We start from the raw sequence: 19,736 nt of genomic DNA, 5'->3' as shown, positions 1-19,736 counted from the left end.
CGTCAAATATTGGAATCGAGGATGTTGTCATGACCGATCAGTTGCCCATGCCCGTGACCGCCCCCCTGTCGCAGGCCCAGAAAACACAGATCATCAATCTGATCCGGCGTGCCGCCCGGGCAGAGATCATGCCGCGCTTCCGTCGGCTCGATGCAGGCGAGATTGACACCAAACGGGACGAAACTGATCTTGTGACCCAGGCCGACATCGCCGCCGAAGCCATGATCACCAGGGGTCTGCAAATGGCGTTCCCTCACGCGTTGGTGATCGGCGAGGAGGCGGTGTCGCGCAAACCCGATCTGCTTGACGGTGTCGGCGAGGCCGAGCTGTGCTTTATCATCGACCCAGTGGACGGCACCTGGAACTTTGCCAAGAACATGCCGCTCTTCGGCACGATGGTGGCCGTTTGCCGATTTGGCCAACCCGTATTCGGTTTGATCTATGACCCCGTGGGAGACGATCTGATCATGGCCGACAACACCTCGCCCGCTGTCTGGCAAACACAAACCGGGCGCTTGCGCGGCATCGAGACGGCGCAGCCCAAACCGCTGGACCAACTTGCAGGCTATGCTCATATCCGCCTGATGCCGCCAGCAGATCGGGCGCTGATGTGGACCAAGGTGGGCGCACTCGCCTTTATCGGCAGCTTGCGCTGTTCAGCCCATGAATATCGCCTTCTTGCAACAGGGGCGGTGGATTTTGTCCTATCCGGCCACCTCAACAGCTGGGACCATGCCGCAGGCGCTTTGATCTGCCAGCAAGCAGACGGCAAAGCGGCCATGCTTGACGGATCGGACTATAACGCGACCGTCAAGACGGGGTATCTGCTTGCCGCCTCGTCACCGGAAGTGTGGGGCGTTGTGGCAGCACATTTTGCCGACTTGATGTCTGACACATGACACCCTGGTTTTTTGGCTATGGCAGCCTCGTCAACCGTGCCACCCATAACTACCCACAAGCGCAGCACGCGACACTCAAGGGCTGGCGCCGTGTCTGGGTGCGGACGGCGCTGCGTGACGTTGTTTTTCTGTCCGCGCGTCCGGCAGAAGGCCACAGCATCAAAGGGTTGATCGCTTCTGTTCCCGGCGCAGATTGGGCGGCGCTGGATCTGCGTGAAACCGGTTATGACCGGGTCGACGCGACCCATGCCGTGCAGCATCAGGCCGGAGCGAGCGACATCGCCGTATACCAGGTGCCGACCGATACCCAACGCGAGGGCGGAGATCATCACATCCTGCTGAGCTACCTGGACGTTGTGGTGCAAGGCTTCCACCGCGAATTCGGAGAAGCAGGGGCGGAGCATTTCTTTGCCACCACCGATGGCTGGAACACTTCTGTGTATGACGACAGGGCCGCACCGCTCTATCCGCGCGCGCAACAGCTTACAAAAGCAGAACGCGCTCTGACAGACAGACTACTTGCGCAGGTTCAATAGGGACAGAAGCCGCCCCTCGCGCTCAAAGCTGTCGCGTGTCACCGCACCACCATCCGCCGCGATCACGCGCAGGGCCAAGACCCATGCGATGCTGCCAAAGACCACGCCTGCCAGCGCCTGCCCGATCAACACGCCTGGGGCACCGAACAAGTGCGCGCCAAGCCATACCAGTGGAATCATGGCAACGGTATTGCGGCCCCAATTCATCCATGTCGAATAGAACGGGTGTCCGAGATTGTTGAACGCGGCATTGGCCACGAAAAGCACTCCGTTGAAAAAGAACAGCAGCGCGAGCGGTCCGCAAAACAGGAACACCAGATCTCGGGTTACGCCGGTCGCATCGAAAAGTTCGGAAATCGGACCCCGCAAAACGAATAGGGCGCCAGCGATCACGAAAATCACAAGCCCGGCAAAAATCAGCGCGGCATTGAAACCGGACCGGACCCGGTCGTGTCGCCCGGCCCCAAAGTTCTGGCCAAGGATGGGGCCAACCGCCCCCGACAAGGCAAAAATCACGGCAAAGGAAAGCGGCATCAACCGCCCCACGATGGCCATGCCGGCCACAGCTTCCAACCCGTACTGCGCCATTGATCGCGTTACGATGGCCTGACCGACGGGCGTTGCAAACTGTGTCAGGATCGCCGGGAAACCAATGGTGACCAAGGGGCGCAGGTCGCCGACCATCCCGCGCAGATCGGGGCGCGGCAGACCGCCATGATAACGCAGGATCGGTAGCAATGCCGCTGTTCCGATGGCAACGCGCGCCGCGACCGATGCAAGTGCCGCTCCGGTCAGGTCCAGCCCCAGCCCGAAAATCAGGATCGGATCCAAAACGGCGTTCACGCCGCCGCCCCAAATGGTTGCCATCATGGCCCGCCGCGCATCTCCATAAGCCCGCAGAATGCCGCTGCCCATCATGCCCACCACAAGAAACGGCAGGGACGGAACAATGATCTGAAGATACCCTTGCGCAAGGAGGGCAGTTTCACCTTCCGCGCCAATCCAAGCCACGAAAGTTGGAATGTTCCACCAGACAAATGCCGAAAACAGCACGCCAAAGCCGATACCATAAGCCAGCCCATGCGCGCTGCGGGTCCGCGCACGGGCTTCGTCTCCCGCCCCGAGATCGCGTGCGACAAGCGCACCGACAGCAATGGCCATCCCAATGGAAAACGAAGTGGTAAAGAACAGGATCGACCCGGCATAGCCAACCGCCGCCGCCAACTCGGCCTTGCCCAGCATCGAGATGAAAACCATATCGATGAAATCGACCAGAAAGACCGCCATCAATCCGATGGTCGAGGTCAGCGACATCACCGTCACATGGCGCAGAAGCGACCCGGACAGGAATTTTGCCTGCGCCTCAGCCACTTGCCGCTTGCTTCATCTTGCCAAGTAAACTTCCCCCGGCGGGCCGCTGTCCAAAAGCGCCCTCCGCCAGGATCATGCGCGGGCCTTCACAACCTGCAAAAGCGGCATGAGCGACCCCATGTCGGGCCCGTGCCGCTGCCCGGTCAGCGCCAGACGCAAGGGCATGAACAGGCCACGCCCCTTCCGGCCCGTGGCCGTCTTCACCGCACCGGTCCATGCGCCCCATGTGTCACCGTCAAAGGGGCCTTCGGGCAGCAAGGTCATCGCCTCGGCCACGAAATCCTTGTCTTCATCTTCGATCACAGGATCCGCCCCATCACGGCACAGTGCCCACCACGCGGCAATATCTGCGCGCGTGGCAATGTTTTCCCGGATCACGGACCAAAACGCCTCTTGCTGATCAGCAGGTACAGCCGCGGCATCCAGATCGCCCTGTACCGCCTCGACCGAAAGGCTCTGCAAATAGCGGCTGGTCAGCGGGTCGATATCGGCAACGTCGAACTTGGTCGGGGCGGTGCCAAAACGGCTGACATCAAACCCGTCGATCAAGCCTTCCATGTCCGTGCGCAACTCAACCGGATCAGATGAGCCCAAACGGGCAAGCAGGCTCAGCACGGCCATCGGTTCGACACCGTTGGCGCGCAGATCGCGCAGGGCCAGAGTGCCGAGACGCTTCGAAAGCGCCTCGCCCTGCGGTCCGGTCAAAAGTGAATGATGCGCAAAGCGTGGTGCGGTGCCGCCCAGCGCTTCAATGATCTGGATCTGCGTCGCCGTATTCGTCACGTGGTCCGAGCCACGCACCACGTCTGTCACGCCCATCTCGGTGTCGTCCACGACCGAAGCGATGGTGTACAACACCTGTCCGTCGCCCCGGATCAATACCGGATCGGAAACACTCGCCGCATCAATGCTGACATCACCAATGATCCCATCGGTCCACTCGATGCGTTCGTGATCCAGCTTGAACCGCCAAACACCTTGACCACGCTCGGCACGCAGCGCGGCCTTTTCATCGTCACTCAGGGACAGTGCCGCCCGGTCGTAAACCGGCGGCTTGCCCATATTCAGCTGTTTCTTACGTTTCAGATCCAGCTCGGTCGGCGTCTCGAACGCCTCATAGAACCGCCCGATCTCGCGCAGCTTGTCAGCAGCAGCGGCATAGCGGTCCAGTCGCTCCGATTGCCGCTCAATCCGGTCCCAATGCAGGCCCAGCCACTCCATGTCCTGTTTGATGCCATCGACATATTCTTCTTTCGACCGCTCCGGGTCGGTGTCGTCGATACGCAGGATGAACGTTCCACCCGCCTTGCGGGCAATCAGGTAGTTCATCAATGCCGTCCGCAGGTTGCCGATATGCAGGTAACCGGTGGGGGATGGGGCAAAACGGGTGGTGGTCATGGCGATCTCCGGGCTCTTGTGGCTTGCCTTGTCACAGGGGCCCCGTGTTGTCCAGTTCCGCCCGTGGCCGCACCGGCCAGCGGGTCGCAAGATCGCGTAGCCCTGCGGCAATCAACTCAGCCAAAATGTCCAGGTCGACGCGTTCCAATCGCGTGATGTACAAACAGGACTTGCCTTTGGTGTGCGGGCCAAGCCGTTCCAGGATGTGCCCGAAATCCGTGTAACCCGGCATGATGTAAATGCTGAGCTTGGCCTTGCGTGGTGCAAATCCCGTGGCCATCCACGTCCCTGACCGACCGGACGCATACGTGTAATCATAGGCACCGTAGCCAACGATCCCGCCGGTCCAGACTTGCGGCTCAAAGCCGGTGACACGGCGAAACAGATCGTCCAATTGCTGGGCCTCAGCCCGTCGGGCCTCGGTAGGGATCTCAGCCACCCACCCGGGGAAATCGACATTCAGGACCTTTGTCTTTGCCTCAGCCATGGCACCTCTCGCAAAAATGAACAGGCCACTCTGCGTTGTGACGCGTGACAATGCAGGACACGCGCTATGTTAAGGATGTCTGACAGGAAGGATAACAGCCATGTCCCAATCCCCCAAACTCAACCGCCGTACTGCCCTGATGGGCGCAGCAGCTCTGCCCCTTGCAGCAGCCACAGCCACGCAATCGCGTGCTGCAGCCCCCATGCTGGGCGTGGCACAAGCCCCGTTTCGCCGCGTTAAAGTCGGCAGTTTCGAAGTGACCACATTGCTCGCCGGCACCCGTTCAGTCGAAGGGCCGCACCAGATCTTTGGCCTGAACGTTGATGAGGAAACATTCAACGGCGTCTCGGCCGAAGCCGGACTGTCTACGGCCGCAGCGCAATTCTTTTTCACGCCGACCCTGGTCAACAACGGGTCCGAACTGGTCTTGTTCGACACCGGCCTTTCCGGCGCAGGCACCGTCGCCGCGATCGAGGCGGCAGGTTACACCGCCGACCAGATCGACAAGGTGGTCATCACACACATGCACGGTGACCATATCGGCGGCCTTTCGACAGACGGCACACCGACCTTCGCCAATGCAGCCTACATGACGGGCGCGGTCGAATTCGACGCGTGGTCTGGCACCGGAAACGAAAATTTCGATGGCAAGGTCGCACCGCTCGCTGAGCAGATGACCATGCTGGATGATGGTGGATCAGCCGCGTCCGGCATCACCGCGATGGCCGCCTTTGGACACACGCCAGGGCACATGGTCTATATGGTCGAAGATGGAGGCACACAGCTGGTCATCGGTGCAGACTTTGCCAACCACTATGTCTGGTCGCTGGCGCATCCGGACTGGGAAGTCCGGTTCGACATGGACAAAGAGGCAGCAGCAGCTACACGCAAGCAGCTTTTGGACATGATGGCGACGGACCGAACGGCGTTCATCGGCTATCACATGCCATGGCCTGGCATCGGCTATGTGGTCAGCAATGGCGAAGGTGGTTACCGTTACGAGGCACACAGCTACCAGCTGATGCTTTGATCCGCGGGGCGGAGGACACCTCCGCCTTACAGATTTTGCCAGTTAGAGGCGGACCAGCAGGTCCGCCTTACACTTTTCCGGCAACACTCAGGCGATCCCAAGCATAGCTCAGAAAACTCCGCCGAAAGGAATGACCGCCAGGAAAAGTGCAGAACTCCAGCACATTTCCATCCACATTGGACTGACGCTCACATGTCAGATCGTTCAGGGCGTCCCCGGTCTCTATAACGCCGAAATCGCCATCGGCACGGTACATGCCAAGAACCTCGGCCACGTCACCCTGCTTTGTTTCCGCGATCTCACGCCCGGACAAGGGGACAGTCCGATCTTCGGTGCCGTGGATGTGGATCACGCTTGCCGGTGCAGCGCAGCTTTCAGGTGGACCTTGCCAGAACGTACCCGACACTGGTGCAAAACCCGCAAACAGATCAGGGCGGTTGCAGGCCAGCTCCCACGTCACCATGCCCCCCGCAGAGAACCCGGACATCATGATGCGTTGCGGATCGACGGCGAAACGCGCTGTCACGTCTGCCACCACCTCCTCGAAATACGCCATCTCTGCCGCGCCCGTACTGTCCATGGCGCTGGGAACACCCGGGATGTCCCAATCCGGTCCCGCCGACTTCACCGCGATCAGGGCGAGCCCCATGTCAGAAACCATGCGGCGCATGTTCATGTTGCGCATGACACCCTGCGCCGACCCACGATAGCCGTGAGCAAAGATGATGGCGCCCACGGGGGTCGCGCCATCATGGTCCTCTGGCATCGCGATGCGGTAATATCGATCGCCCAAAGCACAATCTGTATCGGGGCCGCAAGCAAGTGCAGGGGATGCGCTCAACAACGCCAGAAACAAGGCTGAAAGCTGATAAAACACTGCAACTACTCCAATCGGTGACTGTCGTTGCCACAATGGCAAGCCGAACCGATTGCACAATTCACATGCGCGTGTTGGCAAGTTCAGGCTGCATAGAAAAAGCTGGGCGGTTGGGCCGTTGAATCACTTGGCTGCAGGCCAAGCCACTGCCGTATCAGCGGCGCATCGCGCTTCCGAAGTGCCTGGCGTGCCATGACTTGCGCCCGACGCGTGGGGAAGCGACCGCCGAAATCTGCTTGAAACTGCCTATGCGCTACCTTCGACATCACACCGCGCATATCCTCCCCCAGAAGCAGGCTTTCACTGTGCAGCCCGTCCGAGCAGATCACCTCGTGCGCTTCGAACAGCAGATGGTGATAGGTAACAAGCTTGCGGCTTTCCCGACGCACGCGCTGTCCATCCACAAGGTGACCAGCGGCGACAAAGACCTCGGGCACTCCGAAATGCGCCTCACATCGCGGATCACTGATCAGCACGCGGTGCTGCGGCGACACGACGACCGGCGACCGCGCGTCCAAGACACCGGCATCCAACGTAATCGGGGCTGCGCGCCCCAGTCCGGGCACCGTCGACCTGGCCGCCCACAGAACGGGTTCCACATTGCCATCCTTGGTCGGCACCAGATCGCCAGGCACGATCTGTTCCACGGGCTTCGGGCCGCTTACCGTGTCAATCAGTGTCCCGCTGACAAAGCACGCAAATCCATAGTCTCCATCGACACGATCATAGGTGTAGAAACCGGGTGATTGCCCCCCACTGAAATTATCGAAGTACCACTCTTCAAGATCAAAATTCGGCGACCAAACCACCTGCACGGTTTCACCTTGCGGGTTTGTCCCCTCAAAAACGACCGCACCCTCGTTTTCATAAAGCGTATCACTTCGGATCACGGTCGCATCTTCAAGCGTCGTGCCCCCATTTCCACCAAAGGAAATGGAATAGGTTTCGCCTACTTCGAACAGACGCGGTTCGTCGTCATCCGCGTGGGATGTGATGATCAAGTTCTTTGTGGACGTCGGCGGATAGTCGAACGTGCTTGTGTCGCCACCAGCGTTCACGTTGCTGCCGGTTGAAGCGGCAAACTCATTGTCTTCGGCATAGAATGTAAACGACATCGCGCGCGATCCTTTCGCGCGCAACAAAACCCATTTGGTGCTTCGGTTGCGTTAAATCAGTCGGCCTTTCAAAGCGAATTCTGCCAACAATTCGCACAAAATCAGCTGGGATCGCGCCACCGGTTCACGATTGGGTAACGACGATCCAGCCAGAACGCCCGCTTTGTCAGGCGTGCACCGGGCGCGGATTGGAAGCGTTTGTATTCGCTGAGGTAAATCAACCGCTCGACCTTGCGCGCAACATCGGCATCGAAACCTGCCGCCACGCAATCCGCAATCGATCCGTCCTGATCCACCAGAATGTCCAACAGCCGATCCAGATCTGGGTAATCCGGCAGGCTGTCGCTGTCCTTCTGATCCTCGCGCAGCTCCGCGCTGGGTGGTTTGGTGATGATGCGATCCGGGATCACCTCACCAGCGTTCCCCATCATCCAGTCCCGGTGGTTGGCATTGCGCCAGCGGCACGTCTCGAACACGCGGGTCTTGTAAAGATCCTTGATCGGATTGTAGCCCCCCGCCATGTCGCCATAGATCGTGGCATAGCCGACAGCCACCTCGGATTTGTTGCCAGTGGTCAACAGCATCTCGCCAAACTTGTTGGACAAGGCCATGAGCAGCAGACCGCGGATGCGGCTCTGGATGTTTTCTTCGGTCAGCCCCTCGTCAAGACCCTCAAACAAGGGGGCAAGGGTCGACGTCACAGCTGCGCGTGTGTCGGCAATTGGTACATAGTCATAGTGGCAACCCAACGCCTTGGCGCAGGCTTCCGCATCCTCAAGGCTATGAGGCGACGTGTATTCCGAAGGCAGCATCACGCACCGCACATTCTCCGGCCCCAAGGCATCAGCGGCAATGGTGGCCACGAGCGCTGAATCCACACCACCAGACAAGCCCAGCAAAACCTTCTTGAACCCGGTCTTGCCGCAATAGTCCCGCAGGGATGTGACCATGACGCGGTAATCCTGCTCCCACTCATCCGGGTGGGTGGCAATTTCACCGGTCTGAACACGCCAGCCTTCCGGACCGCGCTCAAGGTCAACATGCGCAACCATCTCGTCATACACAGGTAGTTGCACCGCCAGCGCACCACCGGGGTTCAGCGCAAAACTGCCGCCGTCGAACACCTGATCATCCTGACCACCCACCATGTTGAGGTAGATCAGCGGCAAACCCGTCTCGACCACGCGCGACACCATGTGGTTCAGGCGGGTCTCATATTTGCCGCGATAGTAGGGCGACCCATTCGGCACCAGCAGAAACTCGGCACCCGTTTCCTGCAGGGTCTCAGCCACTTCGGGGTGCCAGGCATCCTCGCAGATCGGGCTGCCGACACGTGTGTTTCCGACGGAATAGGGACCACCCAAAGGTCCAGCATCAAAGACGCGCACTTCATCAAAGACCGTCTCATTCGGCAGGTTGTGCTTGAGCAAACGGCTGACGATCTTGCCCCCGCGACAGATGAGATAGGCGTTGTACAGCTCCGTCCCTTCTGTCCATGGGCAACCAATGGCCAAGGCCGGTCCATCAGCACAGTCTGTCGCCAAGGCCTCGACCGCCGCCATCGCCGCCGTGTGAAAGACAGGCTTCATCACAAGGTCCTGCGCATTGTAGCCCGCTATGAACATCTCCGGTAAAGCGACCAGATCGGCACCTGCGTCGCGGCCCGCCTCCCATGTGGCACGTGCCTTGGCCGCATTGCCGGGAATGTCCCCGACAATCGGGTTCAACTGTCCCAGTGTGATACGGAATGTGTCGGCCATCTTGGCGCTCCTTCAACGTCTTGGCTGATGTAGCAGAAAGCAGGACAGAGGGAACCCATGCGCGACATCGCGGCCAATCGGCCAAGAAAATTCGCAGAATTTTCTCTCTGCACGCGAAGCACGGGCGCAGAGCCTTAAGCCCATTGCCCCTTGCGCCCCCCTGTCTTACCCTCACGGCGCTTGCCTCTCACGGGGCAAGCCAACGAATCTGAGAGGTGAGCCATGTCCACGCCCGTACGCGGTCTGATCTTCTGCCTATGCCTTTTGCCCGGCGCGGTGCTGGCCCAATCAGGCACAGTGCTGACCAAGCAATACGATGATGGTGGCGTGTACGAGGGCACATTCCGCGGCGGCCTCCAGCATGGTCAAGGCACCTACCGGCTGCCCAATGGCTACGAGTATTCCGGTGAATGGATTGACGGAGAGATCAAGGGCGAGGGCACTGCACGGTTCCCCAACGGCTCTGTCTATGAAGGCGCATTTGCCAAGGGCAAACCCGAAGGGTTTGGCAAGATCACCTTTGCCGATGGCGGCACCTATGAAGGTGAATGGCAAACCGGCGCGATTGTTGGTGACGGCGTGGCCCTCTACGCCAACGGCGTCCGCTATGAAGGCACCTTCCGCAACGCCAAGCACCACGGCAAAGGCGTCATGCAATCACCCGGCGGCTATGAATACAAAGGCGACTGGATCGACGGGATCAAGCAGGGGATGGGCGTGATTACCTACCCCGATGGCTCTGTCTATGATGGCCAGATCGAAGCGGGCAAACGCCAGGGCGAGGGCAAGCTGACTACGCCCGATGGTCTGGTATATGTCGGTCTTTGGGCCGAGGGGCAGATTGACGGTGTCGGAACACTCACCCAGCCCAACGGCGATGTGTACGAGGGGGACCTTGTGTCGGGCAAACGCGCTGGCAAGGGCCGCGTGACCTATGCCAATGGCGATGTCTACGATGGTCAATTCAACGATGACCGCCGCCATGGTCAGGGCACATTCATCGGCAATGACGGCTACACCTATATCGGCCAATGGGCCGAGGGGCAGATCGAAGGCACAGGGCGTGTCACTTATCCGGATGGCTCCGTCTACGAAGGCCAATTTGCCGACGATCTGCCGCAGGGCGAGGGCAAGATCAGCTATACGGACGGCTCGGTGTTCGATGGGGACTGGATTGCCGGGGTGATCGAAGGTCAGGGCAAGATCACCTATGCCAATGGCATCACGTATGAAGGCGGGTTCAAGAACGCGCGCAACCACGGCACCGGCGTGATGACCTATGCCGACGGCTACCGCTATGAAGGCGAATGGGTGGACGGCAAGCGGCAGGGCACAGGCACGGCCACGTATCCTGATGGCACTGTATATACCGGCCAGTTTCAGGATGGTCAGCGCCACGGCACGGGCAAGATTGTGATGGCCTCGGGGTTCACTTACGAGGGTGCGTGGCAACAGGGCGAAATCAACGGTCAGGGCGTTGCCACCTATGCCAGCGGCGATGTGTACGAAGGGATGTTCAAGAACGGCAAGCGGCAGGGCACGGGCACCATGCGGTACGCCACTGGCGAAGAGGCAACAGGTGAATGGGAAAGTGGTGCGCTGAATGAAGACAGCTAAGGCTGGCTGCATCGCCCTTTGCCTGCTTGGCGCTCCTGCGGCGGCAGACTGGACTTTCGTTGACACGTGGACCGACCCAATCAACGGGTTTGACACCAAGGCGGCTGTATCAACCGCCGACGACGGCACCACCTTGCATCTCTATCGAAACCCGGCCGGACGGGTTTACGCACTTTTCACCCTACCCGACGACAAAGGTGACATCGCCGATGAAGGGCAAGTGGCGACACTCACACCCGAAGGGTTCGATACCAAGGTGATCGAAGCCCGCACGGAGCAGGGCCGCGTGGTCGAGTTTGCGGCCAGTACGGGCCGCGCCTTGCGCAATCGGCTTTGGCATGGCGAGGGGACAGCGCCTGCGTTCGGTACGCTGCACGACATGATCGAAGCGCCCAGCATCAGTGCAACATTCACGCTAAAGGACGGCGGTGAACATGCCGCAACATGGTCCATGGCCGCCTCCGGTACGCCCATCGCCCAAGCCATAGGCATCACCATCGAAGGCGCCTCAGCGGGCGATGAGTGGGAAGACGCAGCTGCCCAGGCGCTCCTGGCGGCCATGACCACATGCCAGTTCCCGAAACTGGATGTGACCTGCGTGCAAAAAGTCACGGCCTGTTCGGACAAGATCAGTCAGGACCGCGACATCGAAGGCTTCGACACCTGCGTCGCGGCCAAGGACTAGCGCGCGGCCACTAAACCTCGACCTAACGAGACGCTGATCGCGCCTACACCATCCGCTCGACCCGCATCCGCTCATCATCAGAACCGGACACATGCGGCGCGCGCAGCACAAACAGACCCAGCCGATCAGGCCCTTTGGGATCACCCGTACCGGTCTTTAGATCAAGCTTCTCCAGATAGTCGGCAACCGTCTTCATCTCGCCATCGGGCGTGTCCAGAAAGGCATCCGCCAAGGCACGGGCAACCTGAGGGGCCGCCGAAGACGTCCCGCTTTGCGCGATATACGTGCCGCTGCGCGTCCCCGCGCCAACGATACCGGGCTGCGTGAACGACCGCTCGGATGCAGCTGAAAGCTGTACCTGCGCACCTGCAGGGACTGTATCTCCGTCTTTGGATCGCAGCGAACCCGCACAGCTATAGCGCGCAGCGCGGAGCGTGGTTTCGTCATATCCGCCAATACGCAGCACATGCGTCCCGGTTGCCATGCCACTCATAGTGCCAAACCGGCGCACCAGCGCGCCTGGGCTGTCCGTTTCCGCCAGTCGCCCATCGTCGGTATAAAGCGCGTTCTTGGGATCAATGAAATAGCTCTGACGTGCACCAGACCGAGCGCCGCCAAAGTCTTCATCCCGCTGGATCCAGAATTGCAGCCCACCAGCGAGGGATTGCCCGTCAGGGCCTTCCGTATACCCCGGCAATGGTCCCGCCATTGTCTTGGTCACGCGGACCATCCAACGACCCGCGGGCGCTGGCACCTGATCCACCAAAACGTCTGTAGGCGCCAAGGCAACCACATGCCGCCATCGCCCATCACGATACTGCTGGGTTGAAAGCTGCCCAACAGGCTGATCCCCTTTGGTGATTGGGGAATGTGCAACCTTATCTGCACTGGGAAACCCATAGTGCCCCGCATCCATCAGCCCGTGCGCTGGCGGCACAAGCTCCACCTTCAGATCATCCGGGGTCAGACCGTCCGGGAACCAGATTTCAAGAAAACTCGACGTGCGGTCATCAGGGGGCAGGAACCAGTCCAACGTCACCGCACCATCAGCCTCTGCAAAGTGTTGTTCGGTCATCACCGCATGGATGCTTTGCATGAACATGTTGCCCGATGGCAAAACAACAGCCGTCGGGTGATGCGCACGGCGGGCGGCAATCATCTCGTCAAAGGCGGCTTCGATCACGCCGTTGCCATCATGCGGACCTGACGAATGACCATAGCTGAGGTTCACGATCAACGGCACCCGCGCGCCCGGTTTTGCATAAGCCGCCGCAATACGCTCGGCACGATCAAAGATGTAGTGCATGGCCGAAAGCGCGAACATGTCCTTGCCAAAGCCCGACGTCTCCGCGCTCGCCATCGCGGGCAGGTCCACCGCTATGATATGGACACGGTCCTGCTTGGCCTCACCGTTACCAGGTGTTTGCCCCGCAAGACTGTCAAGAACATGGGCCCCATGCGAAAACGCCTGATCCAGCGGATTGCGGACATTCGGGTCGCCCCCGCCTGCCAGACCTGCGGCATGATAGATCGCCCCCTCGTCACCCTCGTACTGTTGATAGAGCGCATCAATGGCCGCCTTGTCATATTCCCGACCAAACAACATCGGATGTCCGGCCTGCGTTGCAGATTGGGACCAGCAATAATCGATGCGGGTGCCCCGCCCTGCCGCATCGGTGAAGTTGCGATGGGCAAACGGAATTCCGTCATCGATGATCGCAACAATAACAATGCCTTCAGGATCACTGTCAGGGTCTGGCTCAGCACTGTCCGCCCAGTCGCAGAACACAGTTTGCTCGCGCACAGGGTAGTTCACATGACTGACAATCCGCGGTCCGGGTGACAGGCTGGTGAGGGTCGAAATAGCCGTTTGCCCCACACACGCATTGAACCCCTGCAAGCGCCCAGCAGGAGTGCCGCCGCGTGCTGCGTCGTCTTCAAAAAACAGGGCTGGCGCAAAGCGTGATTTGAAGCCTCGTGCGGTCCACAGGACAGGGGTCAGAACCTCGCCCTTGTCCGTGCTCCAACGACCGGGAATGTCGCACATCTCAACCGGCTCAGACGCTTCAAAGACACACGTCAGCGCATCCGATGCGCGGTCCAGGCCCGGGTGTTTGTACCCCTTGCCCGTCCCATACACCCATGCCTCGTATGGACCATCCGCGCACTCCACATGCGCTGTCGCGGGGGTCATGCCGACGCGCGCAGGTGGTTGATGTCGTCCAGCGCGCGGCTCCAAAGCCACGCGAACTTGCTGTCGGCCGATGGCGGCGCAACAGTCGCGCGCTCCACGCTGACACCTGCAATCGGCGTGGTCGACGCAGGGTCGAACAAAGCCTTCGCATCGCGCAGGATAAAATCCGCGCCCTGCGCCGCCGTGTCATTTGGATCAAAAGAAAACTTCAGCAGCTCTGCGTCAGCGTTCTGGCCCAAAGCGGCAATGATGCGACCAACATTGATACCAATCGTGAAACCCGCGGCGCTGTCGATAGGATAATGCACACCCGCAACGGTCCGGTTCACGGCAATACGGTGCCCTGTGGCATGGATCATGTCCCGGCGCTCGGCCACATGGCTGATACCCGGGTCTGCCGCCTCGAGCAAAGTCACCAGCACGGTTGAAATGGCCGAAGCCTGGGTCGCATGACCACTTGGCAGGCTGCCATGGGACGGTGTCGGGATCAGCGGAACCAGGCGACTGTCCAACTCATCAGGCCGGCGGCAGGCAAGGGCATGCTTGGCCGGCATCGAACACAGGCCCGCCAGATGCTGAACGAACTGCAGCAATTCGGTCAGATGCTTCGAACGGGCGGCTGGCAAGGCGATGATGGGCGCAAAAAACTCGGTGACGCCACCGGTCTGGGCGACGATCTCTGCACCGCGGTCGCCCCGCTGATCCAGATAGTAGCGGACCAGATTGACCTGCGTGGCCAACGTTTCGGCAGAGGCTGGCACAAAACTGGCAAAGTCTGTCCCCGCCCAAGACAACGACAAACGGCCTGCATCCGGCTCTGGGGTATAGACCGATCTAAATCCTTCCAGGAACTCCATGGTCAGCAACATCGACCGCACATCCTGCCCGTAGCGGCCCATGTGATCGGTTGCGTTCGGCGTCAATGTCCCGCCACCAAACACAGGGAAATCATCAGTCCCGGCAAGGTGAACAACGGCCATGGTACTGGCTTGTACTGCCCCGCCCGCCGCATAGACGCCTGTTTGCCCGGCATGGCCCGCATGACCCGCGTGCCCAGCATGGCCTGCGTGCCCAGCATGGCCTGCGTGACCCGCGTGTCCGGCGTGCCCGGCATGCCCTGCATGACCGGCGTGACCAGCATGTCCGGCATGCCCTGCGTGACCTGCGTGACCTGCGTGGAATGGTCCAAATAACGACATTTCCCTCTCCCTTTTTTGTTCCAAATGACTTTGTAAAAACTAAAAACCTGCCGCTTTCAGCGCCGTAACCATGCGATTGCCAACGTCAAAACCCGCAGCCGGATGCGATCTGCGATATTCGTCCAGATCAAAATACGGAAGTTGGCGGCGCAAACGTTCGCCAGTCTGCATAACCTGCTCGTGCTGACCCAAATGATGGTGAGCACACAGCTTCGTTCGCAGCGTCGATACGTGGCGCGCGTTCATCTCAAGCGACAAGTCTGCCAGTTCGACAGCGCGCTGATAGTCACCCGCCGATACATGGGCAAAAGCCGCAAAAGAATGAAAAAGATACCCCAACGGGTCTATGGGCGACAGGCGATGCGCCTTCTCGACATACTCGACGGCCGTTTCAGAGCTGTCCCGGAAGGCATGCATGACACCGCTGAACAACCATGACATCGAGTCATTTGGATTGACTTCAAGCGCCTTAGCGAACCGTTTTTCAGCCACGCCCTGACTGTTATTCAACGCAGAATGAACAACACCATCGACGGCAAGACACAGCGAGTTGTCGGGATCAATGTCCAGCGCACGCTGGGTAAGCTCGGACGCCTGCAACGCGTCGGATTTCGGGTCCGAACTCCACCCATTCCAGATGGACATGATGTACCAGTCGCCCAGCCAAGCCAACGGCTCAGGGGCATAGGGCGCGCGTGCCACTGATTCTTCAATCAGTTGGCGTGCCCGGGCGAAATTGGCCAGCTTCAATTCGTGCATCATGCCAACGCCGGCCAAAAGCAGGCGGTGATCTTCAAGATCAACGATGTGCCGACCCCGCGCATACCGCACTGTATCGGACGCAATCATGCGGCCGACGGCGGTGGTCAGCTCGGCAATCGCATCGCTTTCTGACGACAGGAACTCTGTCACCGGCGCCCCAAACGATCGGGTCCACAGAATGCGCCCGGTTGATGTGTCAATGAAGTCCGCATTCAACGTCACATGCATGTCCCGGGCGCGCAGTGACCCGGTCAGGCAGTAATGCGCCCCAAGCGTGTCATGCACTGTCTGCATGTCGATTTGCTGCTGGCTTAGCTGACGCGCCGACATATGCGAAATCACCGACATCAAGCTGGATTTTGAAAGCGATCGGCAGACTTCTTCGGCCACAAAATCGCCCATGGCATTCAGGCTGGGGTCACCAGACACAAGCCGAAAGGGGACCACGGCAACCGTTGGCAGTATAGACGGCGGCGGTGGCTGATGCGACGTGCTGAACAAGCCATAGATCTGGCTGGGGTTCTGGCGGATATTATGAAGCCACTCCTCGAACCCTTGTTCGCGAATGTCCAACCCCTCAAGAAAGGTCGCGCCGCCCGGTCGACCCAGAAAGCGCACGTGCTGAAGGTTCAGGGCCAGCTCCGAATGGGTCGTGGTCAGGAACCGGTCGAAATCCTCGCCCAAATGAGATTTGATGTCCGACACGGCGCGCCGCAAACTCTGTCGACCGCTGTCAAAGGTTGACCTACCCCACAGGGTGTCTTGCAGGAAACTGCGCGTGCGCCGTCCGAACGGGGCCGTCGCAAGCAAAGCGAACAATGCCTTGTGTTTGGTTCCAGTAATCTCATAGCCATCGGCGCCCGCTTTGCGGACGACGCATGGCCCGAACAGATTGATCTCCAGCACTTTTCTGCCCACGGATATGCCCCCAGCACCACGCACCAACCCTAGCGGAACTCTGGGAAACGAAAAAGCGACTTCACGCTTTATTCACGCGCCGCGCAGCCCAGAACCTGACATATTTGTGTCAGAACACCGGGCCGCTCCGGCGGCTTTCAACGTATGGGAGAAACGCGATGACGATCAAACCCGACTTCGCACCGGAGGCGAATGCCCCGCATGAACCGCTGACGGCACGTGATGTCATCGACTTCCACCTGCGCTGGGACGAATTTCGCCCCGTGGCCAAGTCGATCCATGGACTTCTCGACCTGTCTCAGGATCAAGCCGAAACGCTCTACTGGCTTATTGAGCTGTCAGATCGCGTACACAAGGACGACCTGTAAAGCGTTGCGCAGCCACATTCTGCGACGCAATTCAGGCGACTGCAGTGGCTGCGCGACAAACCAGTTTCATTAAGGCAATTCTACGCGGCCAAGCCTGAATGGCGTCCCAGAAGCGGCCGTTGCAATTCATTTTAACACAGTTTCGGGCCACCGGTTTCCCAAGTGGCCCGAAATGGCCGGAACCCACCTGCGTATTTTATGGGGGGAAACGTACAGTATCCGGCCATCTTTCCACCCTTTGAACAGCTGAGCAGAACGCGACTGCGTTCAAACGATCTCACCTGCTGACATCCGATCCAGAAACTCGTCCGCCTCGCGGAGCACCGTGTCGCGCCGCATCGCGTCCATACGGTCCCATGTCCGGTACATGTTGCCCATGCGCGCATTGTTCGAAAAGCGATCTCGGTGCCTGTCCAGGAAGTGCCAATAAAGCAGGTTGAACGGACACGCTCCGTCGCCCGTCTTGACGCTCACCTTGTAATGGCACCCTTTGCAATAATCGGACATCCGATTGATATACGCCCCCGACGATACGTACGGCTTGGACGCGATCACACCGCCATCGGCAAACAGTGACATGCCAACCACATTCGGCGCCTCAACCCATTCGAACGCATCGGCATAAACCGCCAGATACCATTCCGACACCTCCGCCGGATCCAACCCCGCCAACAGCGCAAAGTTCCCCGTCACCATCAGCCGCTGGATATGGTGGGCATAGGCCTCGGCTCCGGTCTGCTCCACCGCCTTCGACACGCAGCGCATTCTCGTCTCAGCGCCCCAATAGAAGTCCGGCAACTTGCGCTGATGGTTCAGCCGATTGCGACGCGGATAATCCGGCCCCTCCAGAAAATAGATGCCGCGCACATATTCCCGCCACCCAATGATCTGGCGAATGAACCCTTCGGCCGCATTGATCGGCGCGTGGCCTTCCTTCCACGCCTGCTCCACCGCCTGACAGACCTCCAGAGGGTTCAGAAGGCCGATGTTGATATAGGGCGACACCAGCGCGTGATAGAGGAACCGATTGTCCGCCAGCATCGCATCCTGAAAGTCCCCAAACCGGGGCAAGGCATAGGTCACAAAATGTGCAAGCGCCCGCCGCGCCTGTTCCTGATCGGTGGCAAACCAGAACGGGCGCACATCGCCGAAATGATTGCCAAACCGGCTCTCGACCAGGTCCAGCACTTCCTCGACCACGTCATCCGGCGCGAACTGCATCGGCCCGCTGAACGCCACCTCATCCGGCGCAGGCTTGCGGTTGTCGTGATCGTAATTCCACTTGTCCCCCGCAGGCTTGTCACCTTCCATAAGCAAGCCCGTCTTGCGCCGCATCTCGCGATAGAAATACTCCATCCGCAGCGCCTTGCGCCCCTCGGCCCAATCCTCGAACTCCTTGTGCGAGGCAATGAACCGATCATCTTCCAGCAGCGTGACCTTCAGCGGACAGCCCTCAAGCGCCGCAATCAACCGATACTCCCCGGGCCGCGTCGCAATAACCTCGGACGCGCCATGCTGCTCGGCCCGCCGCAACAGCTCGCCCGGGATCGACTGGCTATTTTCGGTATCATCCAGCTCGGAATAGGCGACAGTCCAACCATCCTCCCGCAATCGCGTCGCGAACTTGCGCATGGCGGCAAGGATCAAGACGATCTTCTTGGGATGGTGGGGCACATAAGACCCCTCCTCCGCCACCTCGGCCATCACCACAACGTCCGACGATTTGTCGGCAACCTTCAAAGCAGCCACGCCATCAGTCAGTTGATCGCCCAATACCAAAATCAACCGGCTCACCACGGCACCTCCGCCCCCGAATAGTCGAAAAACTTGCCTGTCTGCGCAGGCCCGAACCCATCCATGACAGTGATCAGTTCATCCGCCGCCCGCGCCGGGGGAACAGACGGATGACGCCCCAGATATTTCTCGGTAAAGGCTGTCGCCACCGTACCAGGATGCAACGCCACGACCGCGGCCTGCTTATGCGTCCGCGCCAATTCAATCGATGCCGTCCGCACAATCTGGTTCATCGCCGCCTTTGCGCTGCGATAGCTGATCCAGCCGCCAATCCTGTTGTCGCCAATCGAACCGACTCGCGCCGACAAGACAGCAAGTACACCCGGGCCATTCCGATTCAGCAGCGTATGCGCATGTGCCAAAACCAATGCCGGGCCAACCGCATTCAACGCAAACTGATCCAACATCGCCTGCGGATCGAGACCCTTAACCGATTTCTCCGGCGCCGCTCCGTCAATCTCCAAGGCCCCGGTCGCCACAACAACGCGCGTGTACGGCCCGCGTCTGGACAAATGCCGCTCAACCGCCCCCGCATCCGTCACATCAAACCCGTCCACCGATCGCGACAACCGGTCCACCTCGGCTCCCCGCGCCTCGAACCCGGCCGCCAAAGCTGACCCAATGCCGCCGGACGCACCCAATATCAAAACCTTATCCATGGAGGCACGAGCTAGCAGCCAAACCCGATCCATCAACTTCATCTTGCCAAATAAACTTTCCCCGAAG

General features: G+C 59.8%; 18 protein-coding genes. 6 read left to right on the top strand and 12 right to left on the bottom strand.

Going from position 1 to position 19,736, the window contains the following annotated elements:
• Nucleotides 1-29: 29 nt before the first annotated feature.
• Both Q1A51_RS20765 and Q1A51_RS20760 read left to right on the top strand, forming a co-directional pair.
• The gene (locus Q1A51_RS20765) at nucleotides 30-899 is read left to right on the top strand and encodes an inositol monophosphatase (protein WP_299208435.1); all 870 of its coding nucleotides are present in this window, start codon (nucleotides 30-32) and stop codon (nucleotides 897-899) included.
• Nucleotides 896-1,435 carry a gamma-glutamylcyclotransferase family protein gene (locus Q1A51_RS20760; RefSeq protein WP_299208434.1) on the top strand — a complete coding sequence of 180 codons (540 nt, stop codon included), beginning with the start codon at nucleotides 896-898 and terminating at the stop codon, nucleotides 1,433-1,435. The genes Q1A51_RS20765 and Q1A51_RS20760 overlap by 4 nt, the downstream gene beginning before the upstream one ends.
• On the opposite strand, the gene Q1A51_RS20755 is transcribed toward Q1A51_RS20760, so the two are convergent.
• The 3 genes from Q1A51_RS20755 to Q1A51_RS20745 all read right to left on the bottom strand — a co-directional run bounded on the left by Q1A51_RS20755 (nucleotide 1,415) and on the right by Q1A51_RS20745 (nucleotide 4,691).
• A complete protein-coding gene (locus tag Q1A51_RS20755; RefSeq protein WP_299601960.1) occupies nucleotides 1,415-2,806 on the bottom strand; it encodes an MATE family efflux transporter in 1,392 nt (463 codons plus the stop codon). The two genes, Q1A51_RS20760 and Q1A51_RS20755, sit on opposite strands and share 21 nt — an antisense overlap.
• A gap of 72 nt (nucleotides 2,807-2,878) precedes the next feature.
• Complete coding sequence (gene gltX, locus Q1A51_RS20750) at nucleotides 2,879-4,204, bottom strand: glutamate--tRNA ligase (protein WP_299601958.1); 1,326 nt, start codon at nucleotides 4,202-4,204, stop codon at nucleotides 2,879-2,881.
• A gap of 31 nt (nucleotides 4,205-4,235) precedes the next feature.
• Nucleotides 4,236-4,691 (bottom strand): DUF1801 domain-containing protein, encoded by a 456-nt coding sequence (locus tag Q1A51_RS20745; RefSeq protein WP_299601956.1) that lies wholly within the window; start codon nucleotides 4,689-4,691, stop codon nucleotides 4,236-4,238.
• A 100-nt stretch (nucleotides 4,692-4,791) separates the two neighbouring features.
• Between Q1A51_RS20745 and Q1A51_RS20740 the strand changes: the two genes are divergently transcribed.
• On the top strand, nucleotides 4,792-5,721 hold the full coding sequence (locus Q1A51_RS20740; protein ID WP_299208430.1) for an MBL fold metallo-hydrolase: 930 nt from the start codon (nucleotides 4,792-4,794) through the stop codon (nucleotides 5,719-5,721).
• Between the two features lie 67 nt (nucleotides 5,722-5,788).
• On the opposite strand, the gene Q1A51_RS20735 is transcribed toward Q1A51_RS20740, so the two are convergent.
• From Q1A51_RS20735 to Q1A51_RS20725, 3 genes are all read right to left on the bottom strand, one after another.
• Nucleotides 5,789-6,598: a prolyl oligopeptidase family serine peptidase gene (locus tag Q1A51_RS20735; protein ID WP_299601952.1), complete on the bottom strand. Its 810-nt coding sequence runs from the start codon at nucleotides 6,596-6,598 to the stop codon at nucleotides 5,789-5,791.
• Nucleotides 6,599-6,681: 83 nt separating this feature from the next.
• Nucleotides 6,682-7,713 carry a Hint domain-containing protein gene (locus tag Q1A51_RS20730; RefSeq protein WP_299601949.1) on the bottom strand — a complete coding sequence of 344 codons (1,032 nt, stop codon included), beginning with the start codon at nucleotides 7,711-7,713 and terminating at the stop codon, nucleotides 6,682-6,684.
• Between the two features lie 101 nt (nucleotides 7,714-7,814).
• Nucleotides 7,815-9,473 (bottom strand): NAD+ synthase, encoded by a 1,659-nt coding sequence (locus tag Q1A51_RS20725; protein ID WP_299601946.1) that lies wholly within the window; start codon nucleotides 9,471-9,473, stop codon nucleotides 7,815-7,817.
• Between the two features lie 222 nt (nucleotides 9,474-9,695).
• Between Q1A51_RS20725 and Q1A51_RS20720 the strand changes: the two genes are divergently transcribed.
• Together Q1A51_RS20720 and Q1A51_RS20715 are read left to right on the top strand one after the other, a co-directional pair.
• Nucleotides 9,696-11,090 (top strand): 2-isopropylmalate synthase, encoded by a 1,395-nt coding sequence (locus Q1A51_RS20720; protein ID WP_299601943.1) that lies wholly within the window; start codon nucleotides 9,696-9,698, stop codon nucleotides 11,088-11,090.
• Nucleotides 11,077-11,775, top strand: a complete 699-nt coding sequence (locus Q1A51_RS20715) for a hypothetical protein (protein ID WP_299601940.1) — start codon at nucleotides 11,077-11,079, stop codon at nucleotides 11,773-11,775. Before Q1A51_RS20720 ends, Q1A51_RS20715 begins: the two co-directional genes overlap by 14 nt.
• A gap of 43 nt (nucleotides 11,776-11,818) precedes the next feature.
• On the opposite strand, the gene Q1A51_RS20710 is transcribed toward Q1A51_RS20715, so the two are convergent.
• From Q1A51_RS20710 to Q1A51_RS20695, 4 genes are read right to left on the bottom strand one after another with little or no spacing between them, the layout of a single operon-like run.
• Complete coding sequence (locus tag Q1A51_RS20710; protein ID WP_299601937.1) at nucleotides 11,819-13,969, bottom strand: S8 family serine peptidase; 2,151 nt, start codon at nucleotides 13,967-13,969, stop codon at nucleotides 11,819-11,821.
• Entirely contained in the window at nucleotides 13,966-14,949 is a 984-nt protein-coding gene (locus tag Q1A51_RS20705; protein ID WP_299601935.1) for a phosphatase PAP2 family protein, read from the bottom strand. Before Q1A51_RS20705 ends, Q1A51_RS20710 begins: the two co-directional genes overlap by 4 nt.
• Nucleotides 14,889-15,158: a hypothetical protein gene (locus Q1A51_RS20700; RefSeq protein WP_299601933.1), complete on the bottom strand. Its 270-nt coding sequence runs from the start codon at nucleotides 15,156-15,158 to the stop codon at nucleotides 14,889-14,891. Before Q1A51_RS20700 ends, Q1A51_RS20705 begins: the two co-directional genes overlap by 61 nt.
• Before the next feature lie 49 nt (nucleotides 15,159-15,207).
• A complete protein-coding gene (locus tag Q1A51_RS20695; protein ID WP_299601930.1) occupies nucleotides 15,208-16,848 on the bottom strand; it encodes a hypothetical protein in 1,641 nt (546 codons plus the stop codon).
• A 158-nt stretch (nucleotides 16,849-17,006) separates the two neighbouring features.
• Here Q1A51_RS20695 and Q1A51_RS20690 point away from each other — a divergent pair, with 158 nt between their 5' ends.
• A complete protein-coding gene (locus tag Q1A51_RS20690; protein ID WP_299208420.1) occupies nucleotides 17,007-17,216 on the top strand; it encodes a hypothetical protein in 210 nt (69 codons plus the stop codon).
• Nucleotides 17,217-17,483: 267 nt separating this feature from the next.
• On the opposite strand, the gene Q1A51_RS20685 is transcribed toward Q1A51_RS20690, so the two are convergent.
• The gene (locus Q1A51_RS20685) at nucleotides 17,484-19,010 is read right to left on the bottom strand and encodes a cryptochrome/photolyase family protein (RefSeq protein ID WP_299601927.1); all 1,527 of its coding nucleotides are present in this window, start codon (nucleotides 19,008-19,010) and stop codon (nucleotides 17,484-17,486) included.
• Complete coding sequence (locus tag Q1A51_RS20680) at nucleotides 19,007-19,669, bottom strand: SDR family NAD(P)-dependent oxidoreductase (RefSeq protein ID WP_299601924.1); 663 nt, start codon at nucleotides 19,667-19,669, stop codon at nucleotides 19,007-19,009. Before Q1A51_RS20680 ends, Q1A51_RS20685 begins: the two co-directional genes overlap by 4 nt.
• Nucleotides 19,670-19,736 lie beyond the last annotated feature (67 nt).

Source organism: uncultured Tateyamaria sp. (genome assembly GCF_947496075.1).
Taxonomy (GTDB): Bacteria; Pseudomonadota; Alphaproteobacteria; order Rhodobacterales; family Rhodobacteraceae; genus Tateyamaria.
This window is presented reverse-complemented; position numbering and strand designations above follow the sequence as displayed.